Origin of the sequence: Chryseobacterium sp. CFS15 (genome assembly GCF_031118795.1) — a bacterium.
Lineage (GTDB): Bacteria > Bacteroidota > Bacteroidia > Flavobacteriales > Weeksellaceae > Chryseobacterium > Chryseobacterium indoltheticum.
Window position 1 is genome coordinate 231,068 of the sequence record NZ_JAVHYL010000004.1, and the last position, 18,678, is coordinate 249,745.

Annotated in this window: 18 protein-coding genes; 11 read left to right on the forward strand and 7 right to left on the reverse strand. The window is 33.1% G+C overall.

Features of this window, described 5'->3' with window-relative positions; all coding sequences use genetic code 11:
• Positions 1 to 27 precede the first annotated feature (27 nt).
• Complete coding sequence (locus OH814_RS08105; RefSeq protein WP_308827828.1) at positions 28 to 474, forward strand: PH domain-containing protein; 447 nt, start codon at positions 28 to 30, stop codon at positions 472 to 474.
• Positions 475 to 517: 43 nt separating this feature from the next.
• On the opposite strand, the gene OH814_RS08110 is transcribed toward OH814_RS08105, so the two are convergent.
• Both OH814_RS08110 and OH814_RS08115 read right to left on the reverse strand, forming a co-directional pair.
• Positions 518 to 1,537, reverse strand: coding sequence for an LLM class flavin-dependent oxidoreductase (locus OH814_RS08110; RefSeq protein WP_308827829.1), 1,020 nt, complete (start codon positions 1,535 to 1,537; stop codon positions 518 to 520).
• A 101-nt stretch (positions 1,538 to 1,638) separates the two neighbouring features.
• Positions 1,639 to 2,214 (reverse strand): TetR/AcrR family transcriptional regulator, encoded by a 576-nt coding sequence (locus OH814_RS08115; protein WP_308827830.1) that lies wholly within the window; start codon positions 2,212 to 2,214, stop codon positions 1,639 to 1,641.
• Between the two features lie 396 nt (positions 2,215 to 2,610).
• Between OH814_RS08115 and clpB the strand changes: the two genes are divergently transcribed.
• The 5 genes from clpB to OH814_RS08140 all read left to right on the forward strand — a co-directional run bounded on the left by clpB (position 2,611) and on the right by OH814_RS08140 (position 7,922).
• Positions 2,611 to 5,202: an ATP-dependent chaperone ClpB gene (clpB, locus tag OH814_RS08120; protein WP_308827831.1), complete on the forward strand. Its 2,592-nt coding sequence runs from the start codon at positions 2,611 to 2,613 to the stop codon at positions 5,200 to 5,202.
• 208 nt (positions 5,203 to 5,410) lie between these two features.
• Positions 5,411 to 5,860 carry a hypothetical protein gene (locus tag OH814_RS08125; protein ID WP_308827832.1) on the forward strand — a complete coding sequence of 150 codons (450 nt, stop codon included), beginning with the start codon at positions 5,411 to 5,413 and terminating at the stop codon, positions 5,858 to 5,860.
• Positions 5,861 to 5,869: 9 nt separating this feature from the next.
• Positions 5,870 to 6,520, forward strand: coding sequence for a hypothetical protein (locus tag OH814_RS08130; RefSeq protein ID WP_308827833.1), 651 nt, complete (start codon positions 5,870 to 5,872; stop codon positions 6,518 to 6,520).
• Positions 6,496 to 7,281 (forward strand): ATP-binding protein, encoded by a 786-nt coding sequence (locus tag OH814_RS08135; protein WP_308827834.1) that lies wholly within the window; start codon positions 6,496 to 6,498, stop codon positions 7,279 to 7,281. The genes OH814_RS08130 and OH814_RS08135 overlap by 25 nt, the downstream gene beginning before the upstream one ends.
• Positions 7,278 to 7,922: a response regulator transcription factor gene (locus tag OH814_RS08140; protein WP_123886145.1), complete on the forward strand. Its 645-nt coding sequence runs from the start codon at positions 7,278 to 7,280 to the stop codon at positions 7,920 to 7,922. Before OH814_RS08135 ends, OH814_RS08140 begins: the two co-directional genes overlap by 4 nt.
• A 101-nt stretch (positions 7,923 to 8,023) precedes the next feature.
• On the opposite strand, the gene OH814_RS08145 is transcribed toward OH814_RS08140, so the two are convergent.
• A complete protein-coding gene (locus tag OH814_RS08145; protein WP_076557649.1) occupies positions 8,024 to 8,728 on the reverse strand; it encodes an FKBP-type peptidyl-prolyl cis-trans isomerase in 705 nt (234 codons plus the stop codon).
• A 377-nt stretch (positions 8,729 to 9,105) separates the two neighbouring features.
• Here OH814_RS08145 and OH814_RS08150 point away from each other — a divergent pair, with 377 nt between their 5' ends.
• Positions 9,106 to 9,288 (forward strand): hypothetical protein, encoded by a 183-nt coding sequence (locus OH814_RS08150; protein ID WP_115948704.1) that lies wholly within the window; start codon positions 9,106 to 9,108, stop codon positions 9,286 to 9,288.
• A 116-nt stretch (positions 9,289 to 9,404) separates the two neighbouring features.
• Here OH814_RS08150 and OH814_RS08155 read toward each other — a convergent pair whose 3' ends face one another.
• On the reverse strand, positions 9,405 to 11,777 hold the full coding sequence (locus OH814_RS08155; RefSeq protein ID WP_308827835.1) for an outer membrane beta-barrel family protein: 2,373 nt from the start codon (positions 11,775 to 11,777) through the stop codon (positions 9,405 to 9,407).
• Between the two features lie 138 nt (positions 11,778 to 11,915).
• On the opposite strand from OH814_RS08155, the gene OH814_RS08160 reads away from it, so the two are divergent.
• Together OH814_RS08160 and OH814_RS08165 are read left to right on the forward strand one after the other, a co-directional pair.
• Positions 11,916 to 13,235: a HAMP domain-containing sensor histidine kinase gene (locus OH814_RS08160; protein ID WP_308827836.1), complete on the forward strand. Its 1,320-nt coding sequence runs from the start codon at positions 11,916 to 11,918 to the stop codon at positions 13,233 to 13,235.
• Positions 13,225 to 13,911: a response regulator transcription factor gene (locus OH814_RS08165; RefSeq protein WP_308827837.1), complete on the forward strand. Its 687-nt coding sequence runs from the start codon at positions 13,225 to 13,227 to the stop codon at positions 13,909 to 13,911. Before OH814_RS08160 ends, OH814_RS08165 begins: the two co-directional genes overlap by 11 nt.
• 4 nt (positions 13,912 to 13,915) lie before the next feature.
• Here the strand turns inward: OH814_RS08165 and OH814_RS08170 are convergent, their stop codons facing one another.
• From OH814_RS08170 to OH814_RS08180, 3 genes are all read right to left on the reverse strand, one after another.
• A complete protein-coding gene (locus OH814_RS08170; RefSeq protein WP_308827838.1) occupies positions 13,916 to 14,743 on the reverse strand; it encodes an endonuclease/exonuclease/phosphatase family protein in 828 nt (275 codons plus the stop codon).
• A gap of 146 nt (positions 14,744 to 14,889) precedes the next feature.
• A complete protein-coding gene (locus OH814_RS08175) occupies positions 14,890 to 15,771 on the reverse strand; it encodes an SDR family oxidoreductase (protein WP_279194492.1) in 882 nt (293 codons plus the stop codon).
• A 275-nt stretch (positions 15,772 to 16,046) separates the two neighbouring features.
• Complete coding sequence (locus OH814_RS08180; protein ID WP_076557635.1) at positions 16,047 to 16,457, reverse strand: DUF1573 domain-containing protein; 411 nt, start codon at positions 16,455 to 16,457, stop codon at positions 16,047 to 16,049.
• A gap of 166 nt (positions 16,458 to 16,623) precedes the next feature.
• Between OH814_RS08180 and OH814_RS08185 the strand changes: the two genes are divergently transcribed.
• Both OH814_RS08185 and OH814_RS08190 read left to right on the forward strand, forming a co-directional pair.
• Complete coding sequence (locus tag OH814_RS08185; RefSeq protein WP_308827839.1) at positions 16,624 to 17,871, forward strand: HAMP domain-containing sensor histidine kinase; 1,248 nt, start codon at positions 16,624 to 16,626, stop codon at positions 17,869 to 17,871.
• 18 nt (positions 17,872 to 17,889) lie between these two features.
• A complete protein-coding gene (locus tag OH814_RS08190) occupies positions 17,890 to 18,570 on the forward strand; it encodes a response regulator transcription factor (protein ID WP_308827840.1) in 681 nt (226 codons plus the stop codon).
• The last annotated feature ends 108 nt before the right edge of the window (positions 18,571 to 18,678 follow it).

Consider the following 18,678-nt stretch of genomic DNA (forward strand, 5'->3'; position numbering starts at 1 on the left):
TTATTTATATTTTAATCATTAATTATCATGCAAAATTTACCTCTTATCTTAAAGCCTTCAAAAATAAAAAGTATCATCCTGATTCTTATCAGCGTTGGCTTTATAAGTCTGGGAATAACACTTTTAGAAAAAAACATGCTCATTGCAGTTTTAAATATTTTATTTTTCGGGATTTGTCTTATTATTTTCATCATCAATATGATTCCCAATTCGTCTTATCTTACAATCGATGAAAAAGGAATTGAAATGAAAAACCTTTTCAGAACGACATTTATTCCATGGCAGGCCGTGAGTGGTTTTAAAACTAAATTGATATTCGTTAATAAATTGGTCACTTTTACTATCGATGAAAAACTCCTGGAAAACTCCAAAATGAAAGGAAAAACCGGAGCATTTCCTGATACTTACGGAATGTCTGCGAAAAATCTCGCTAATCTTCTGAATGAATATAAAGCCAAGTTTGATAGGATTTAAATTTAAAAGCCTCCGTTGAAATATTTCAAAGGAGGCTTGTATTTTATCTTACCTGTGGCGCTGTTTTTTCACCAAATAGCTCAATAGATTTCATCATCACATCATGCGCAGGGTCACCAACATCCATATGACCTATAAATCTTGTGATCCCAAAAATTTCTTTCATATAATTGATTTTGTCGGAAACTTCATTGGCACTTCCGATAAATAAAGCACCATCTTTGGCTCTTCCACCTTCGTATTGCATTTTTGTATAAGGAGCCCAACCTCGGGACGAGCCGATTCTATCCATTTGAGATTTGTAATTATTAAAATATCCGTCTACAACTTCCTTTTCATCACTTACAAAAGTATGTGAATGAATGGCAATCTGCATTTCAGCTTCATCATGTCCTGCCTTAAGATATTCCTGCTTGTAAAATTCGATTAAATTTTTAAACTGAATTGGCATTCCTCCAATAATAGCAACTACTAAAGGCATTCCCAGTTGTGCAGCACTTAAAACCGATTGCGGAGTTCCGCCAACCGCTCTCCAAATTGGAATTTTTCCGTTATTTTTTGCTCTCGGATAAACAGTTTGATTCTGCATTGGTGCACGAAGTTTTCCAGTCCATGAAACGTTTTCTTCAGAATTAATTTTAAGTAATAATTCTAGTTTTTCATCAAAAAGTTCTTCATAATCGTTCAGTGAATATCCGTAAAGCGGGAAAGATTCAATAAAGCTTCCTCGCCCAACGAAAATTTCGGCTCTTCCATCAGAAATTAAATCTAATGTTGCAAAATCTTCGTAGACTTTTACTGGTTCTGATGAGCTCAAAACAGTTACTCCACTCGCTAATTTTATATTTTTTGTAATACTTGCCGCTGCTGCTAAAACGATTTCAGGAGAAGAAACTGCGTAATCTGCACGGTGATGTTCTCCCATTGCAAAAACATCAATTCCCAGCTCATCCATCAATTTTACCTGCTCAAGAATTTCTCTGATTTTAATTCCTGCATCTCTATATTTTCCGGTAGTCTGGTCAAAAGCCAAGTCGCCAAACATTCCTATTCCTAATTCCATATTTTTGATTTTTAGATAAGACAAAATTAGTGGATCAAAAATTTAAAAACATTGATGAATGATAAGATTGACAATTTTAAAAATTCTTGCTGATTTTTAAATTATTTTTGATGTCCCAAGAGACCAAAAAGCAGTTTATCCCTTATTTCATCGGTAATTTCAGACGTTGATTCTATATTTCTTTTAAACCAGAAATAAGAATTATTAAGAGTATGAAGAATAAATCGTGTGGTAAAAGCAGAAGATTTTAGTTCCCAGTTTTCAGCCTGATAAATTTCAGAAATTAATTGCTCAACTTCTTGCTGATAATTTTTTCTTAATTCAATAAACTCGGGTAATCTTTCTTCCAAATGTTTCCATTCATTGGAATAAATGTGAGTAACATCACGGTTTTTAAGAACCACCGACAAATGTTTATCCAAAAATAAATTCAGCTTTTCTTTTGGAGAAACTTGTGTGTTTTTTACTTCCTGCAGTTCTTCAAAAAACTCATGCGCAACCCCAAAGCAAATCCACTCAAGAATCTCTTCTTTAGAACGGATGTGTGCGTACAATGACGCCGCTTTTATATTTAATTTTGTGGCAAGATCTCTTACCGAGCTGCCCATATACCCTTTCTCTTTGAAAAGTTCTACTGCGACTTCTAGTATTTTGATCTGTTTTTCTTTTAACTCCATAAGTTGAGTGCAAAAGTAATTATTCTGATTTTAATATTCTGATTTTCATATAATCATTTATAAATTCCTGCGAAAGTTTAAAACATTTCATTTTCTATTTGTAATTGACTCGTATTTCTTAATTTTCAATTTAATGATTTGAAATCGGAAATTTTGTCTTCTCAAAACAGATGCAAAAATGAATATTTCGGAAATTTTGTCCGTTATTTTTAAAAATTTAATAATTGAACACTTTTTGAGATATACTTCCCGAATTAAATGATTGAATCAGATTGAAGGACATCAGACTTTAGATTAGATTTAAAAAATAATATTTATTCAAGTCTTTATGGTCTGAAATCTGATGTCTGAAATCTGTAAATACAAGCAAAAATAATTAAACCAAAAATACATAATATGAACTTAAATCAATATACTGTAAAATCACAAGAAGCCATCCAAGCTGCTCAACAAGTTGCAATGGAATTTGGCAATCAAAGCATAGAACCTCAACATTTATTGGAAGGAATTTTTCAGATTGATGAAAATATATCGCCTTTCCTATTAAAAAAATCTGAAGCAGATTCCAATTTGGTAAGAGAGCGCAACCGAGAAAACCTTGAAAAACTTCCAAAAGTACAAGGAGGGAATATTTATCTTTCACAAACAGCAAATAAAGTTTTGCTTGACGCGCCCAACATTGCTAAGAAAATGGGTGATGAGTTTGTGACGATCGAACATTTATGGCTCTCGCTTTTAGAAACCAGTTCAGAAGTTTCGAAGATGTTGAAAGATATGGGCGTGACCAAAAGTCTTTTGGAGGGCGGAATTAAAGAATTAAGAAAAGGAAGCAAGGCGACTTCTGCAAGCTCGGAAGAAACTTATCAATCCTTAAATAAATATGCTAAAAACTTCAATGAATTAGCAGCAGAGGGAAAATTAGATCCGGTTATCGGCCGTGATGAAGAAATCAGGAGAGTTTTACAGATTCTGTCGAGAAGAACGAAAAATAATCCAATCCTGATTGGTGAACCCGGTGTTGGTAAAACAGCCATTGCGGAAGGAATTGCACACAGAATTATCAGTGGAGATATTCCTGAAAATCTGATGGACAAGACCCTGTATTCATTAGATATGGGAGCATTAATCGCAGGTGCAAAATATAAAGGTGAATTTGAAGAGCGTTTGAAATCTGTTGTGAACGAGGTAATCAAATCTGACGGACAAATCATTCTTTTCATTGATGAAATTCACACTTTGGTAGGAGCCGGAGGTGGTGAAGGCGCGATGGATGCTGCAAATATCCTGAAACCTGCTTTGGCAAGAGGAGAATTAAGAGCGATCGGTGCAACCACTTTAAATGAATATCAAAAGTATTTTGAAAAGGATAAAGCATTAGAAAGACGTTTCCAGAAAGTGATGGTGGAAGAACCTGATACGGAATCAGCCATCTCAATTCTTCGTGGAATTAAAGATAAATACGAAGCACATCACAAAGTAAGAATCAAAGACGAGGCGATTATTGCGGCGGTAGAAATGTCTCAAAGATATATTTCGGATCGATTTTTACCCGACAAAGCGATTGATTTGATTGATGAGGCTTCGGCTAAATTGAGAATGGAAATCAATTCAAAACCTGAAGAACTGGATGTTTTAGACAGAAAATTAATGCAGATGGAAATTGAATTGGCAGCCATTTCAAGAGAAGGTAATCAGACAAAAATTGACCATTTAAAGGAAGATATTTCGAAAATTTCTGAAGAAAGAAACGAAATTAACGCTAAATGGTTGAAAGAAAAACAAAAATCTGAAGATTTAACATCCATCAAAAAAGATATAGAATCTCTGAAATTAGAAGCAGAAAGAGCTTCAAGAGCAGGAGATTACGCAAAAGTGGCTGAAATTCAGTACGGGAAAATAAAGGAAAAAGAAGATGCTTTGCAGAAACTTGAACTGGAGATGCAAAACCATCAAAATGAATTAATTAAGGAAGAGGTAACCGCAGACAACATCTCTGAAGTGATCGGAAAATGGACAGGGATTCCTGTTACCAAATTGCTTCAATCTGAAAGAGAAAAATTATTGCATCTTGAAACCGAACTTCATCACAGAGTTGTTGGTCAGGAAGAAGCTATTGAAGCGGTTGCAGATGCGATCAGAAGAAACAGAGCCGGATTAAGCGACGAGAAAAAACCAATCGGAAGTTTCTTGTTTTTAGGAACAACTGGTGTCGGTAAAACCGAGCTTGCAAAAGCCTTAGCTGAGTTTCTATTCGATGACGAAAACAATATGACGAGAATCGATATGAGTGAATATCAAGAGCGTCATTCAGTTTCAAGATTGGTTGGCGCGCCTCCGGGATATGTGGGTTACGATGAAGGCGGACAATTGACGGAAGCGGTGAGAAGAAGACCTTATTCAGTGGTGCTTCTAGATGAAATTGAAAAAGCGCATCCTGACGTTTTCAACACGTTGTTACAGGTTTTGGATGACGGTAGATTGACTGATAATAAAGGTCGTGTCGTTAATTTCAAAAATTCGATTATTATTATGACTTCGAATCTCGGTTCACATATCATTCAGGAGAATTTTGAGAATATTACCGAAGAAAACCAAGACGAAATCGTTGATAAAACCAAAATTGAAGTTTTTGATTTGCTGAAACAAACGCTTCGTCCGGAATTTTTGAACAGAATTGATGAAACGGTGCTGTTCCAGCCTTTACGAAAAAAAGAAATCGGAAAAATCGTTCAGTATCAGTTGAGAGGATTTAATGATATGCTTGCAAAAAGAAATATTATTATGACTGCAACGCAAGATGCTTTGAATTACTTAACCAACAAAGGCTATGATCCTGTGTTTGGTGCGAGACCTTTAAAAAGAGTAATACAACAGGAAGTTTTAAATAAACTTTCGAGAGAAATTCTCGCAGGAACGGTGAATGACGGCGACAGAATAACGCTAGATTATTTTGAGGAAACAGGTTTGGTTTTCAGGCCAGCTGAATAATAAGTAGTTTTTTTTTCATATATATTATTTTTAATAAGTACCACAGATCTCATTCTGTGGTACTTATTTTTTATAAGCGAAAAAATCAACTGAAAAGACAGCATTTACAGTAAAAAACGGGAGGTTTTAAGGAGTTTTTTTTGCAAATTTGTACAAATAACCAATAAAACTTAATAACATGAGCAACCAAAATTATCAAAACACTAGTATGAGTAGCACTAATCTTATTCCTACTTCCCTTATTCAAAATTTAGTAGACAATTACCGTTCAAATCAGCTTTTGGCTATTAATCAGGATCTCAGTATACAAGATTCACATTCTGTATGGTTTGATCTTCCGACATTAAAAACCTTTGTCGCAGAAATTGAAGCGCAAGCGAAATTAATTGATCTGACAGTAAAAGATTCAGATCTTGGAATCCGTTTTTATTACGCAGCATATCCTGCAGTACCACAATCTCCTGTTCCAGCAAATTACGCTAAGAGACATACTTTGGTAATGATCCCGACTAAAAAACTGAATGATCTTAATTATGACTTCAATCCTTTTGATAATAACAGTGTAAGTCTGGCAGTCACAGGAGTATCAATCGATGCATTGGCATTAAATCACGGAACGCTGGTTCCACCAAGCACATCAATAGTACAGTCTTATTAATTAACCATTATGAGTGACTTCCAACTTTTTTTACAGAGCTGTATGATCTTCGCAGAGGGTCTTGGTGCACTTGCATCAATTGTTTTCTTTAAAAAAATAAAAGGAAGTCACTATATATATTTTTCAATATTCCTGATTTTTATCTTCTGTTGCGAAATGTTCGGAAAATTTGCTGAAAACTATATTTCTTATCCGAAAAACTTATTTTTCAACTACTTCGTAATCCCGATAGAATTTATATTTTTCTATTGGCTTTACGCATATCAGTCACTAAAAAATAAAAAATTGTTTTTCTTATTTTCTGCATTATTTCTTTTAGCATTCATTCCAAATGAGCTTTATTTTGTAAAAAACAAGCATATTTTTTCTTTCAACTATACATTTGGAAGTCTGCTGATGATGTTTTTAGTTATTATGGAATATTATAAGCAGGTAAATTCGGAGAATATTCTCAACTTTTTTAAAAACAGAATGTTTTATATTAATCTTGGCGTAACTCTATTTTATATAGGTACACTCCCGTTTTGGGCATTTTATTTCCAGCTTTTGGAGCATATGGATATCTGGAGTCTCTATTATAGCTATTTCCTTTTGTCTGGAATTATGATGTACCTGTTATTTGCAAGTTCATTCATATGGGGAAAACAGAATTATACTTAACCGTTATTTTATTTAATATTTTTTTCGTCTTATTTCTGGTTGCAGTAATGATCTACATCCGGAAATATAAGCAGAGGAAAATAGAGCACATCAATGAGATTCAGCTTAAAAATGAAATTCATCAGAAAGAGCTTTTGGCAACCCAGCTAGAAATTCAGCAGGCTACCATGCAGCAAATCGGCCGTGAACTGCATGATAATATAGGGCAGAAACTCACTTTAGCAAGTCTTTATACCCAACAGTTACTTTATGAAAATAAAGTGACCACGGAATGTGAAAGAATAGAACAGGTTTCGCAAATTATCAATCAGTCTTTGCAGGATCTACGGAGTCTTTCAAAAACATTAACTGATGATAATATTAACCAAAAAGACATTATAACGTTAATTCAGGAAGAAGTACATACTGCAAGTGTAATAAAAAAGTGTAAAATTCATTTTGAGCATAATTTTAAATGTCTTGATCTCGATTTTGTTCATAAAAATGTTTTATTGAGGATTACACAAGAGTTTATTCAAAACAGTATTAAGCATTCTCAGTGTAAGAATATTTTCATTAGACTCAATACTACAGAAGAAAATCTTTGGGAACTAAAAATCAATGATGACGGAATTGGTTTTGAAATCGACAAAATTCTCTCAAACGGAATCGGGCTTACCAATATGAAAAACAGAACAGCCATTATCGGTGCCGAATTTAATCTTGAAAGCAACGAAAACGCTGGCACTTTAATTGAAATAAAACTAAAAAAACGACCATGAAAAAGACCATTGTAATAGTCGATGATCATTTATTGATTGCCAAAGCAATTGAAGGAATCATAAGTAATTTCGAAGATTTTGAAGTAATTGATGTGGCCGAAAACGGAAAAGACATGATCGATAAGTTTGAAAGCGACAAAAAAATTCCGGATATTATTCTTCTAGACATCAGCATGCCGATTATGGACGGTTTTGAAACCGCTTTATGGCTCAAAAAAAATCATCCAAACATCAAAGTTATGGCTCTTAGCATGCAGGGCGATGACAACAGTGTTATCAAAATGATTAAAAACGGAGCCAAAGGATATCTGCTAAAAAACACACATCCCAAAGATCTTGAAACAGCTCTAATAAAACTGAGCAGCGACGGTTTCTTTTATCCCGATTGGGCATCAAAAGTCATTTTTTCTAATATGGCCGATGAGAAAAATAACGAGAAAAAAAAGAAAATTTCCGAAAGAGAAAAAGAGTTTCTTACCTACACCGTAACAGAACTCAGCTATAAAGAAATTGCAGAAAAAATGTGCTGCAGCCCAAGAACGGTAGAAAGCTACCGCGATCAGCTTTGTGAAAAGTTTGATCTTAAAACAAGAGTCGGATTAGCTGTTTTTGCGATCAAAAACGGGTTTGCAAAATCGTAGCTAATGATCTGCTGCTATATATATTGAATATAATTTAATCAGAATTTCGCATAAAAAAAGAAGCTTTTCAGCTTCTTTTTTTTATGTGAAAAATATCATATTTATTTTACATTTACCAATTCCACATCAAAGATGATTGTAGAACCTGCCGGAATTGCAGCTCCTGCTCCACGATCTCCATAAGCCAGATCCGAAGGAATATAAAATCTGTATTTAGATCCTTTGCTCATGAGTTGAATACCTTCCGTCCAACCTTTGATTACGCTACCCAAATTAATATCCATTGGTGCACCACCATTTTTGTCGGTAGAGTCGAAAACAGTTCCATCCAAAAGTTTTCCGGTATATTTTACCTGTACAACATCTGATGCTTTTGGTTTTGTTTTGCCGTCACCTTCCTGCAATACCTCGTACTGCAAACCTGACGCTGTAGTTTTTACCTTGGGATTACTTTTATTTTTCGTAAGAAAATCAATACCTTTTTTCTTATTCTCTCCTGCCTGTACTAACGCTTCAGATTGCTTTTTTTCACTCTGCTTCTGCATAAAGTCCTGCATAAAAGTATTCATTTCTTCTTCAGGCATCAGTTTCTTTTTTCCCTCCATCTCTTCTTTAATAGCCTGAGCCAAAAGATCAGCATCTACTTTGAAGCCTTCCTGTTTCATATTTTTGGCTATATTCAGACCTATATAATATGATGCTTTTTGGTCATCGGTATATTTGCTATCACCTTGTCCGTCGTTTTTCTGAGCGCACGAAATACTAAATATTGCTATGCAAAATAATGCAATAGTCTGTTTTTTCATTTGATAATTTTATTATTACTATTTACGAATTACATAATTGCTGCAAATCTATCATTAATTACAGAAATTTCCCTGTTGTACTTTAATTTTTTATGTTAAAAAAATTTCAGTTGAACAGAATTACAATCATCCTGTTATCTGTTTTTTAAATTTTTAAAATACCCATTTTTGAAGGTATACTTTATTTTAAAGTTGTTGCAGAAAATAGCATGATACTTTAATTTATTTCCAGGAAATTTGGTAGACTCATATCTTCGGAGAAACAAGTAAATATTTCCCTCCACTCTTTTTTTATTTTTTTATATATTATGAATTATGTAAAAAATATTTTTTATCTTTATGATTACCAAATATTTATCAACAAAAATTAAATTATCATGAAAAAATTAAAAAGAAAAGCATTGAAAACCATTATGGGCGGAAAACTAGATTGTTCATGTCGCATGATTACTTATTATGATGGCTCTACAAGCGGTGGACCATGTGCCACATCAGAATGTTCAGAAATAAGTTTTAGTTGCGGACAGCCAGAATGCAGACCTTCTCTTGAGGTTGTTTAATCTTAAATAAAATTCAAAATAACAATAGCGGTGAGTAGTCACCGCTATTGTTGTTATCATTAAAAATACAGAGGCATAAACTTACTTATTTTATACCTCTGTTAATTCTAAATTTATTATAACCTTTCCTGTTCATCAGCTTTTTTGATTGTTTTTGAATTTTTAACCGACTGATTTCCGAAATTATATTTTAGAGAAAAAGTAAAACCTTGTGTATCCTGATAATCTAAAAAGTAATTATCCTGATTACCATATTTGGTACTTATTTTTTGTTTTGTAGATCTAAAGATGTCATTAAAAATAAATGCAGCTTCTAATTTTTTATTAAAAAACTTTCTGTTCATTACAAAATAAGCCGACCATTGGCTCGAAATTCTGAATGTCCCTTGAATTCCTGGTGAATAATATTTGTGTCCGGCTTCCATTTTCCAGTCGGAATTTTTATCTAAAGTAAAACTTGTTGAGATATTTGAAACCCAATTCCAGACCTGATTTTTATTTAAAGCTCCGTCAATTCCTTTGAAGTAATTTTCGTTGTGTTCTAAGTTTTCAGAAACAATTAAACTCCACCAAGGTTTTATTTCAAAGCTTTTGTAAAGATTCACTCCGTAAGCTTCACCTTTTTCAATATTGGTAAAATAATAGATCAAATTGTTGTTTTCATGCTGTTGATAAGAGATTTCCATTGATGGGAAAATTTCTTTTCGGTAATAAAAATCTAAGTTCCAGTTTTTGAATGAATAGGTAAAATTCAGATTATGAATAATAGTCGCTTTTAATTTTGGATCTCCTTGATAATAAGAGAACAAATTGTAGTATGACTTTGCAGGATTTAACCATGAATAAAACGGCCTGCTGATTCTTTTTCCGTAAGAGAAGCCAAATTCATGCTTATTTTCTGTGGTATATTGTGCAAAAAATGTAGGAAATAGGCTCCAGTAATTATTTTTATTCACTTCATAAGGCTCCGAAACCACACCTTCCAGATCGGTCATTTCAGCACGCAGCCCACCTTTGAAATTCCATTTTCCGAGATTATAAGCCATCGATGTATAAATACCAAAGTTGTGCTCTTTATAATCAAAAAGACTGCTTTTTTCTGGTCTGTATTGAAATTCACCATTTTCGTTATCCGAAAAATCAAGCAAGCTATTTGTTTTTACAAAGCTATATTTTGCACCCGATTCCAACTCCAGTTTATCGTTTTTCCACTGGTAATCCAATTGTGTAGAATACAGCTGAACGTCGCTTTTATTATTGGTCATAAAATTGGTTTCGCCTGGATTTTGGTTGGCAAAATTCAGATAGGTAAGAACATTTTGAAATTTGCTTGTATTATTTCCAGTGAAATAACTAATCCACGAAAGGCTGCTTTTTTTATTCAGCTTTCTATCAATTTGGAAACTCAAAGAATTATTAATTGTTCTCGAATGATGATCGTTTATTGTTGTATAATTAGATTCTGCCACATTCTGTGAGTTATAAATCAAAGTCGGCACAATATAAGTTCCAAAAGATTTCGGGGCAAAAAAACCTGAATAATTCAGACTTGCCGTTGTAAGACTATCGATTTCATATTCTACATTAAAGTTTACGGTATTCTGGCTTTTATTCTGATCTTTTCTATTCATCGTGCTGATCCAGGTTGTGCCGTCTTCGGGATAATTTACATAATCTGTTCCTTCTCTGTAGTACGTTCCTCCTCCCCGAAAATAGCTTGCCATTACCGAAAGCTTATCTTTTTTGTAATATTGCGAAATCCCCGCAACGCCTTTAGCATATTGAGTTTGAATGTATTTAGAAGAAAGAATTCCACGATAGCCTTCAATTTTGTTTTTCTTCATCACAATATTCAGAACAGCACCACCTTGTGCTTCATATTTCGCAGGCGGATTGGTAATTACTTCTACAGATTTTACATCATCGCCTTGTGTATTTTCAAGAAAATTTTTGAGCTCTTCGCCCGACATCATTACTTTCTTATCATTAATGGTTATTAAAACCGACGTTCCGCCTTTCACTGCCAAAACATCATTATTAATAGTAACCTGAGGTGTCTTTTTAAGAATTTCCCAAGCATTGAGTGAAGAAATATTGCTGTTTTCTACGTTAAATTCCAAACGATCTACTTTCCTTTTCACCAATGGTTTTTTCTTGGTAATCGTTACAGCTTCAATATCTTTCTGATTGTTTTTTAAGATGATATTTAAAGTTTCATTCTCATTTTTAGCCTCAATATTTTTTTCAAACGAAAGATAATTTTCATCATTAATTTTTAGCTTGAATGACGCTGATGCAAGATCATTAAACGAGAATTTACCTTCAGAATCAGTGAAAAAAGATGTAATCAAGGCATTTTGATTATCAAACAATTCCACTTTCACAGAATCGAGCTTTTCTTTATCAGCATTAAAAACGGTTCCGGAAATTTTCTGCGATTGCGAAAACATAAAAGCCGGAAAGAGAAAAAAGAGAAGATATTTATACATTGAACGTAGTTTTAGAATTAGTAAAAAAATATTTTATTGTTACAAAAGTCTATATTGCCACTGAGACTTTCGGTTAACGGAAGGTTAATGAGAGGTTAATGGTAAAAACGCATTCCCGAAATGTATATATTTGCTTCAATGATTTCTAAAAGCAAATATCTTATCTCTCTTTTTGCAGCTTTGTTCCTGCTTTTATTGGGTATTCAGGTATATTTCATGTACAAAACTTCTCAGGTAAAAAAGAAAGAAATTTACAGCGATGTTCATAATAGAATTGATGGTTACATTGATAATCTGGAAAGCATTGGCGGAGCAAGTAATTTGGGTGATGAGAAGGCAAGAAAAGTATTTGCCGATTACAGCAATAAAAAAATAAGCAAAAAAGAGTTTTTACATTATTTTGAGGAAAACAGAAAGCGCACACGAGACCAAATAAGCGATTATATAGACCGTCGTTTTGCAAAAGAAGGTTACAAAGTGGCCATAAGAACTCAATATTTATCAATTGTTTCTGTTCCCAAAAATCTAAATCTTATTGATCAACCTGTCACTTTATTCGAAACTCGAAATAAGATCACAAAAGCCGGAATTTCCAATACCGGAAAATGGGAAACCTCTTCCACTTCAAAATCTGATAAAAGCGATCAACCTGAAAGAAATGATTCTTTTTTTGTAAAAAGCCAGACAGATTTTGAAATTTTAAATATCAATTCTGCTGTTTTTCAGGATCTCACATTGCTTATTTTATGTTGTATAGCAATTTTACTGAGCGTCTTGATTTTATATATTTTTACCATTAAAAACTTGATCATCCAACAAAAACAGGTTGAAGTTTTGCATACCGTTGTAGACAATATTTCACACGAATTTAAAACGCCGATTGCAACATTAAAGATCGCTTCAAAAACATTGAAAAAAGAATGTACTCCAGAAATTTTACCATTGATTGACCGACAGATTTTAAGGCTTGAAGACTTGATATTACAACTTCATCCTGAAGATTTTGATGAAAAAAACTCAACAATACTACCTGAAAACTGGGATTTTTTCATTCATGATCTGGCTTTTACTTATGAGAATACAGATTTTGTTCTTAATAATTCTGTTTCAAAAGAACTTCCTTTTGACAGAAAACTGATGGAAACTGTGATTAAAAATCTTTGTGAAAACAGTGTAAAATACGGCGCTTCAAAAATTAAAATTAATATTAAAACTATTCCTAATAATCTTGAAATTATTGTTGCAGACAACGGAAACGGAATGGAACAAAATGAATTGAAAAATATATTCGAGAAATTTTACAGAATACAATCCAATAATATTCACAACAGCAAAGGTTTAGGTTTGGGATTATTTTTTGTGAAAAAAATTATTGAAAAATATAACGGGAAAACCGAGATTACAAGCGAAATGAATGTAGGAACAACTTTTAAAATTTCAATTCCGTATGAAGATTAAGATTTTATTGGCAGAAGACGATTCAGATTTTGGAATGATCCTGAAACAATATCTCGAGCTAGAAGATTTTGTAGTTACCTGGTTTCAGAATCCTGAAGATATTTTACCTGTTTTACAATCAGATTTCAATTTCCATATTGGAATTTTAGATATTATGATGCCTAATCTTGATGGGTTTTCTTTGGCAAAAGTAATTTTAAAAGCCAAACCTGATTTTCCAATTTTATTTTTGACAGCGAAAAACCAAAAAATAGATCGCCTTATCGGACTGAAAATCGGAGCCGATGATTACATTTCAAAACCTTGCGATCCTGAAGAATTAATTTTAAGAATTAAGAATATTCTGAAAAGAACTTTATCTTCAGAAACCATTACTCAATACAAAATCGGAAGCTATATTTTAGATACGGAAAAGCTTTTGCTTTCTCATCCAAAAGAAAAAATAAGATTAACAATTCGTGAAAAAGATCTTTTGCTTTATCTTTTAAAATTCAATCATAAGACAATAAAGCGAGACGATATACTCGATAATCTTTGGGAAACCAACGATTATTTTACCGGAAGGAGTCTTGATGTTTTTATCAGCCGATTGCGAAAATATTTTCAGCATGATGCTGAAATAAAAATCCAATCCCTGCGAGGAATTGGATTTGAAATTGATTTTCTAGAGAATTAATATTTTAAAACTGCAACTCTGTCAGAACCGGGAAATGATCCGACGGATACAACAGATTTTCCCTTCTGTCGTTAATGTGTCTGTTAGATTTTATCTTAAAACCTTTTACAAAAATATAATCAATTCTGTCCTGCGGAACTTCAGTTACATTGAATGCTGTAAATGTTCCTTTCGGCCCGTAATGCTTTTTCTCAGAATTATAAAAGCTGTCTTTCAGGTTTTGAGAGATTATTTTTATCGGTTCTGTATCGTCCGTCAAATTAAAATCTCCGCTTAATGTTAAAGGTAAATTTTTCGGGTTGATTTCTTTAATTTTCTTTAAGATCAAATCTGCAGATTTCACTCTTGCCACATTTCCTATATGATCAAAATGAAGATTCATAGCCAAGAATTCCTTTTTCGATTTTTTATCTTTAAAAACTGCATATGTACAAACTCTGTTGTAAGCGGCATCCCATCCTCTTGATGGCTTTTCAGGAGTTTCAGAAAGCCAGAATGTCCCCGATTTTATCACTTGCAGTCTTTCGGTATCATAAAATATTGCAGAGAATTCACCCTTTTCTTTCCCATCGTCTCTACCTACGCCTACATAATCGTAGTTTTTTAAACCATTTTTAATATCTTTCATCTGCTCCGGAAGTGCTTCCTGAACGCCGAAATAATCCGGATGGTAATAGCTTAATAAATCTACCGCATCCTGTTTCCTGTTCGTCCATGAGTTTTCTTTATCAGAATCTACATTGAGTCTGATGTTGAAAGACATTACTTTTAAATTTTGAGAAAAGCTCCATGCAAAAACAAATAGTAATAAAGTTGAAAATCTGAAATTCATTAGGGTTCTAATTTAAATTAAAGAACAAAAATAAAACTTATGATTCATAGAGAAGCATTATTGGTGATGTTTTTTAGTTATTAGTTGTTAGTAAAATTAAATCACCAGAAACTAAAAACTCATCATTCATAATTAATAATTTATAACTAATTGGATTTTTTTGCTTTTATCATTGCTTCCAGCGCATCCCACATTTCCTGCGGAATATCTTCAAGCATATTAAATTCTCCTGCTCCTTGAAGCCATTCTCCACCGTCAATTGTTACGACTTCACCATTTACAAAAGATGAAAAATCAGAAACCAGATACGCGGCCAGATTTGCCAATTCCTGATGTTCACCAACCCTTTTCAGTGGATTTTTCTTTGCTAAATCAAATTGATCTTTCATATCTCCGGGAAGCAATCTATCCCAAGCGCCCTTCGTTGGAAACGGACCCGGAGCAATTGCATTAAACCGGATGTTATATTTTCCCCATTCTACAGCCAGAGATCTCGTCATTGCCAAAACTCCTGCTTTTGCACAAGCTGAGGGAACAACGTAGGCAGAGCCCGTCCAGGCGTAGGTTGTTACAATATTTAAAACCGTTCCCGGAGTTTTTGAGTCAATCCAGTGTTTTCCGATAGAAAGTGTGCAGTTTTTTGTTCCTTTTAAAACGATATCTAAAATAGAATCGAAAGCAGAATGTGTTAATCTTTCTGTTGGCGAAATAAAATTCCCGGCAGCATTGTTCAATAAAATATCAATTTTGCCGAACTCTTTCAAAGTCGCTTCTTTCATTGCTTCAACCTCATCCCAATTTCTCACGTCACAGGCAACACAAAGTACTTTTCCGCCCGTTTCATCTTCCAATTCTTTTGCAGTAACCTGAAGTTTTTCTAAATTTCTGGAAGTAATCACCACTTTTGCGCCTAATTGAAGAAAATATTTAGTCATTGCTTTTCCAAGCCCGCTTCCGCCTCCGGTAACAATGGCCACTTTATCTTTCAGAGCGTCTTCACGCAACATCGGTTGTGTATAAAGATTCATAAGTTTTATTTTTTCTTAAAAATAACAAATATTAAAACGTTATCCTTTAAAATAGTTTGATAAATAATGCTACAAATAGCTATTTTAGAAATAAAAGCATTTTGGATAGGCGCAAATACGTAAAAATTACTCTTCAATTGTTGTAAAGCATAAAGCTTAAATAACTATTTTTAAATTGAGTTTGTATCTTTATATCTAACATTTAGGCTTAAAAACAAAAACAGCCTGACAAATAATTGATAGGCTGTTTTTTATATTGAACAAGATTAAATTAATTACTTCACAACAGTACCTTTAAAAGAAAGTACTTTCGGGTTTTGGTTGTCACTCATCGTAACCGTAATTGACTTTGAAAACGCACCTTCAGCAGCAGCATTGTAACTTGCTTCAACAAAACCTGTCTTTCCAGGTAAAATTTTAGTTTTTGTGTAATCAGCTGTTGTACATCCGCATGATGGCGCAACTTTATCAATCATAATGGGCTGTGACGAAGTGTTTGTAAACTCAAATCTGATCAATTTCGGTTTTCCCTGAGGAATTTTTCCCACATCGATAGTCTCTGATTTCCATTTTGCAGCTTCTGCTACTTTTTTAACAATTGAAGCCGGAGTTACCGGAAATACGTTTGCATAAAACGGAGAGAATGCCAAAACAGCAAGAAGCGCTGTAATTTTTAAATTTTTCATGTGTATAAATTTTTAGTAATTATGAAATCAAATAATAATTATTTTTTGTTTTAACAAATGTAGAGCGGAAAATGATTGTAAGTTGTTAACTGTTATCAAACATTTGTTAACGAGTTGTTAATGATCAAAAAATTATAGATATTTTTGGATAATATTGCTTCTGAAAATGGAAATTAAAAAACTCAATATTATTATAAGCCTTGGCTTGGTTGCTATCATCGGAATTTTGATAGCACAATTGTTGTGGACGAAGCAAGCGTATAATCTTGAAGACAGAAAATTTAATCAGAAAGTAAATATTGCTCTGATGGAGGTTGTTGACAAAATGACTGAAGGAAAAGCCTCCTTTACCGAAAACCCTGTTCAGATCATCGCAAATGATTATTACGTGGTGAATATCAATAACGAATTTCACCCGGCAGTTCTTGAGCATTATCTGAAAACAGAATTTACGAGATTTCAAATCAATACAGATTATGTTTACGCTTTATACAATTGCCACAGCGACCAGATGATCTACGGGAAATACATGACCAGCCATCAGGAAGAGCCCAGTGAAAAGGTGATTCAGTTTCCGAAACATAAAAATCTCACTTATTATTTTTCGATACGTTTTCCAGACAAAACAACTTATCTCATCAGCTCTTTGCGTTTTTGGTATCTTCTGACTTTTGCACTGATTATTATTCTTTTGGTTTATGTATACTCAATTTATACAATCATTCAGCAAAAAAAGTTCTCAGAATTGCAGCGGGATTTTATTAATAATATGACCCATGAGTTTAAAACTCCGTTATCCTCTATTTTATTAGCTTCTGAAGCGCTCAATAAACAAGAATTGATACAGGGAAATTCAAAGTTGCAAACCTATACTTCTATTATCATCAATCAAAGTTATAAACTCAATAACCATATTGAAAAAATATTGAATATTGCTAAAAATGATGCTTCTGGATTGTCTTTAAAGCCTCAAAAAATTATTTTGCTTCCGTTTATTCAGGAGATTGCAGATACCATAAAGCAGAAAAACGAAAACATATCGATCCAGATAGAAATTGAGAATAATATCTCCATTTTGGCCGACGAATTTCACTTTACCAATATCGTTTACAATCTTTTGGACAACTCGATTAAATACTGTGAAACAAAATCAGAGATTCTTATTTCATCAGATAAAGATTCAAAAGGTTTATATTTAAAATTTAAAGACAACGGAATGGGTATTCCAGCTAAGAATCTGGCTCATATTTTTGATAAATTTTACAGAGTAAATACTAATAAAAGTGAAGAAATAAATGGTTTTGGCTTGGGTTTATTTTATGTAAAAAAAATTGTTCAGCAACATAATTGGAAAATTTCAGTTGACAATAACAAAGATCAGGGAATTACCACTACTCTATTTTTTCCGTTTTAAATTTAATACTGTATAACAATGGAAAAATCCAGAATTTTATATGCCGAAGATGACCAAACGATAGCCTTTCTAATTCAGGACAGCTTGGAAAATTATTATGAAATCAACCATTATTCGGATGGTAAATCTGCTCTTCAAGCTTTCAACAGTCAAACTTTCGACATTTGCCTTTTAGATATTATGATGCCTGAGATGAACGGATTTGATCTGGCACAAAGCATTCGTCAAAAAAACTCAGAAATTCCTATTATTTTTATTTCTGCGAAAGCTCTCAAAGAAGACAGAATTAAAGGTTTAAAAATTGGCGCCGACGATTATCTCGTAAAGCCTTTCAGTATTGAAGAACTTATTTTGAAGATTGAAGTTTTCCTGAAACGTTCAAAAAAATCAGAATCTCATCCCCAAAAGTATAAAGTAGGGAAATACAATTTTGATCCTAAAAATTATACTTTACAAGCGTCTGAAAATAAAATTACTCTTACTCAAAGAGAATCTGAATTGCTTCTATACTTCATTCTTCATAAAAACACGGTTTTAAAAAGACAAGATATTTTAAAAGCAGTTTGGGGCGATGATGATTATTTTATGGGTAGAAGTCTTGATGTCTTTATTTCAAGACTCCGAAAAGTTTTTGCAGACGAACAAAACATCATCATTGAAAATCTTCACGGCATTGGATTTCGATTTTCTGAAAAATAATCCATATATCTTTTGTAAATCGCAAAGACGCAAATTTAAATTCAAAACACTGTTTTAAGGCGCAAAGGTTTTATCTGCGATAAAATTAAGTTCACATAATCAATCGAC

What these genes read in the sequence shown, in the direction of transcription:
- OH814_RS08105 (WP_308827828.1), top strand. Translation starts at nt 28, where the DNA reads ATGCAAAATTTACCTCTTATCTTAAAGCCTTCAAAAATAAAAAGTATC.
- OH814_RS08110 (WP_308827829.1), bottom strand. Translation starts at nt 1,537, where the DNA reads ATGGAATTAGGAATAGGAATGTTTGGCGACTTGGCTTTTGACCAGACT.
- OH814_RS08115 (WP_308827830.1), bottom strand. Translation starts at nt 2,214, where the DNA reads ATGGAGTTAAAAGAAAAACAGATCAAAATACTAGAAGTCGCAGTAGAA.
- clpB (WP_308827831.1), top strand. Translation starts at nt 2,611, where the DNA reads ATGAACTTAAATCAATATACTGTAAAATCACAAGAAGCCATCCAAGCT.
- OH814_RS08125 (WP_308827832.1), top strand. Translation starts at nt 5,411, where the DNA reads ATGAGTAGCACTAATCTTATTCCTACTTCCCTTATTCAAAATTTAGTA.
- OH814_RS08130 (WP_308827833.1), top strand. Translation starts at nt 5,870, where the DNA reads ATGAGTGACTTCCAACTTTTTTTACAGAGCTGTATGATCTTCGCAGAG.
- OH814_RS08135 (WP_308827834.1), top strand. Translation starts at nt 6,496, where the DNA reads ATGGGGAAAACAGAATTATACTTAACCGTTATTTTATTTAATATTTTT.
- OH814_RS08140 (WP_123886145.1), top strand. Translation starts at nt 7,278, where the DNA reads ATGAAAAAGACCATTGTAATAGTCGATGATCATTTATTGATTGCCAAA.
- OH814_RS08145 (WP_076557649.1), bottom strand. Translation starts at nt 8,728, where the DNA reads ATGAAAAAACAGACTATTGCATTATTTTGCATAGCAATATTTAGTATT.
- OH814_RS08150 (WP_115948704.1), top strand. Translation starts at nt 9,106, where the DNA reads ATGAAAAAATTAAAAAGAAAAGCATTGAAAACCATTATGGGCGGAAAA.
- OH814_RS08155 (WP_308827835.1), bottom strand. Translation starts at nt 11,777, where the DNA reads ATGTATAAATATCTTCTCTTTTTTCTCTTTCCGGCTTTTATGTTTTCG.
- OH814_RS08160 (WP_308827836.1), top strand. Translation starts at nt 11,916, where the DNA reads ATGATTTCTAAAAGCAAATATCTTATCTCTCTTTTTGCAGCTTTGTTC.
- OH814_RS08165 (WP_308827837.1), top strand. Translation starts at nt 13,225, where the DNA reads ATGAAGATTAAGATTTTATTGGCAGAAGACGATTCAGATTTTGGAATG.
- OH814_RS08170 (WP_308827838.1), bottom strand. Translation starts at nt 14,743, where the DNA reads ATGAATTTCAGATTTTCAACTTTATTACTATTTGTTTTTGCATGGAGC.
- OH814_RS08175 (WP_279194492.1), bottom strand. Translation starts at nt 15,771, where the DNA reads ATGAATCTTTATACACAACCGATGTTGCGTGAAGACGCTCTGAAAGAT.
- OH814_RS08180 (WP_076557635.1), bottom strand. Translation starts at nt 16,457, where the DNA reads ATGAAAAATTTAAAAATTACAGCGCTTCTTGCTGTTTTGGCATTCTCT.
- OH814_RS08185 (WP_308827839.1), top strand. Translation starts at nt 16,624, where the DNA reads ATGGAAATTAAAAAACTCAATATTATTATAAGCCTTGGCTTGGTTGCT.
- OH814_RS08190 (WP_308827840.1), top strand. Translation starts at nt 17,890, where the DNA reads ATGGAAAAATCCAGAATTTTATATGCCGAAGATGACCAAACGATAGCC.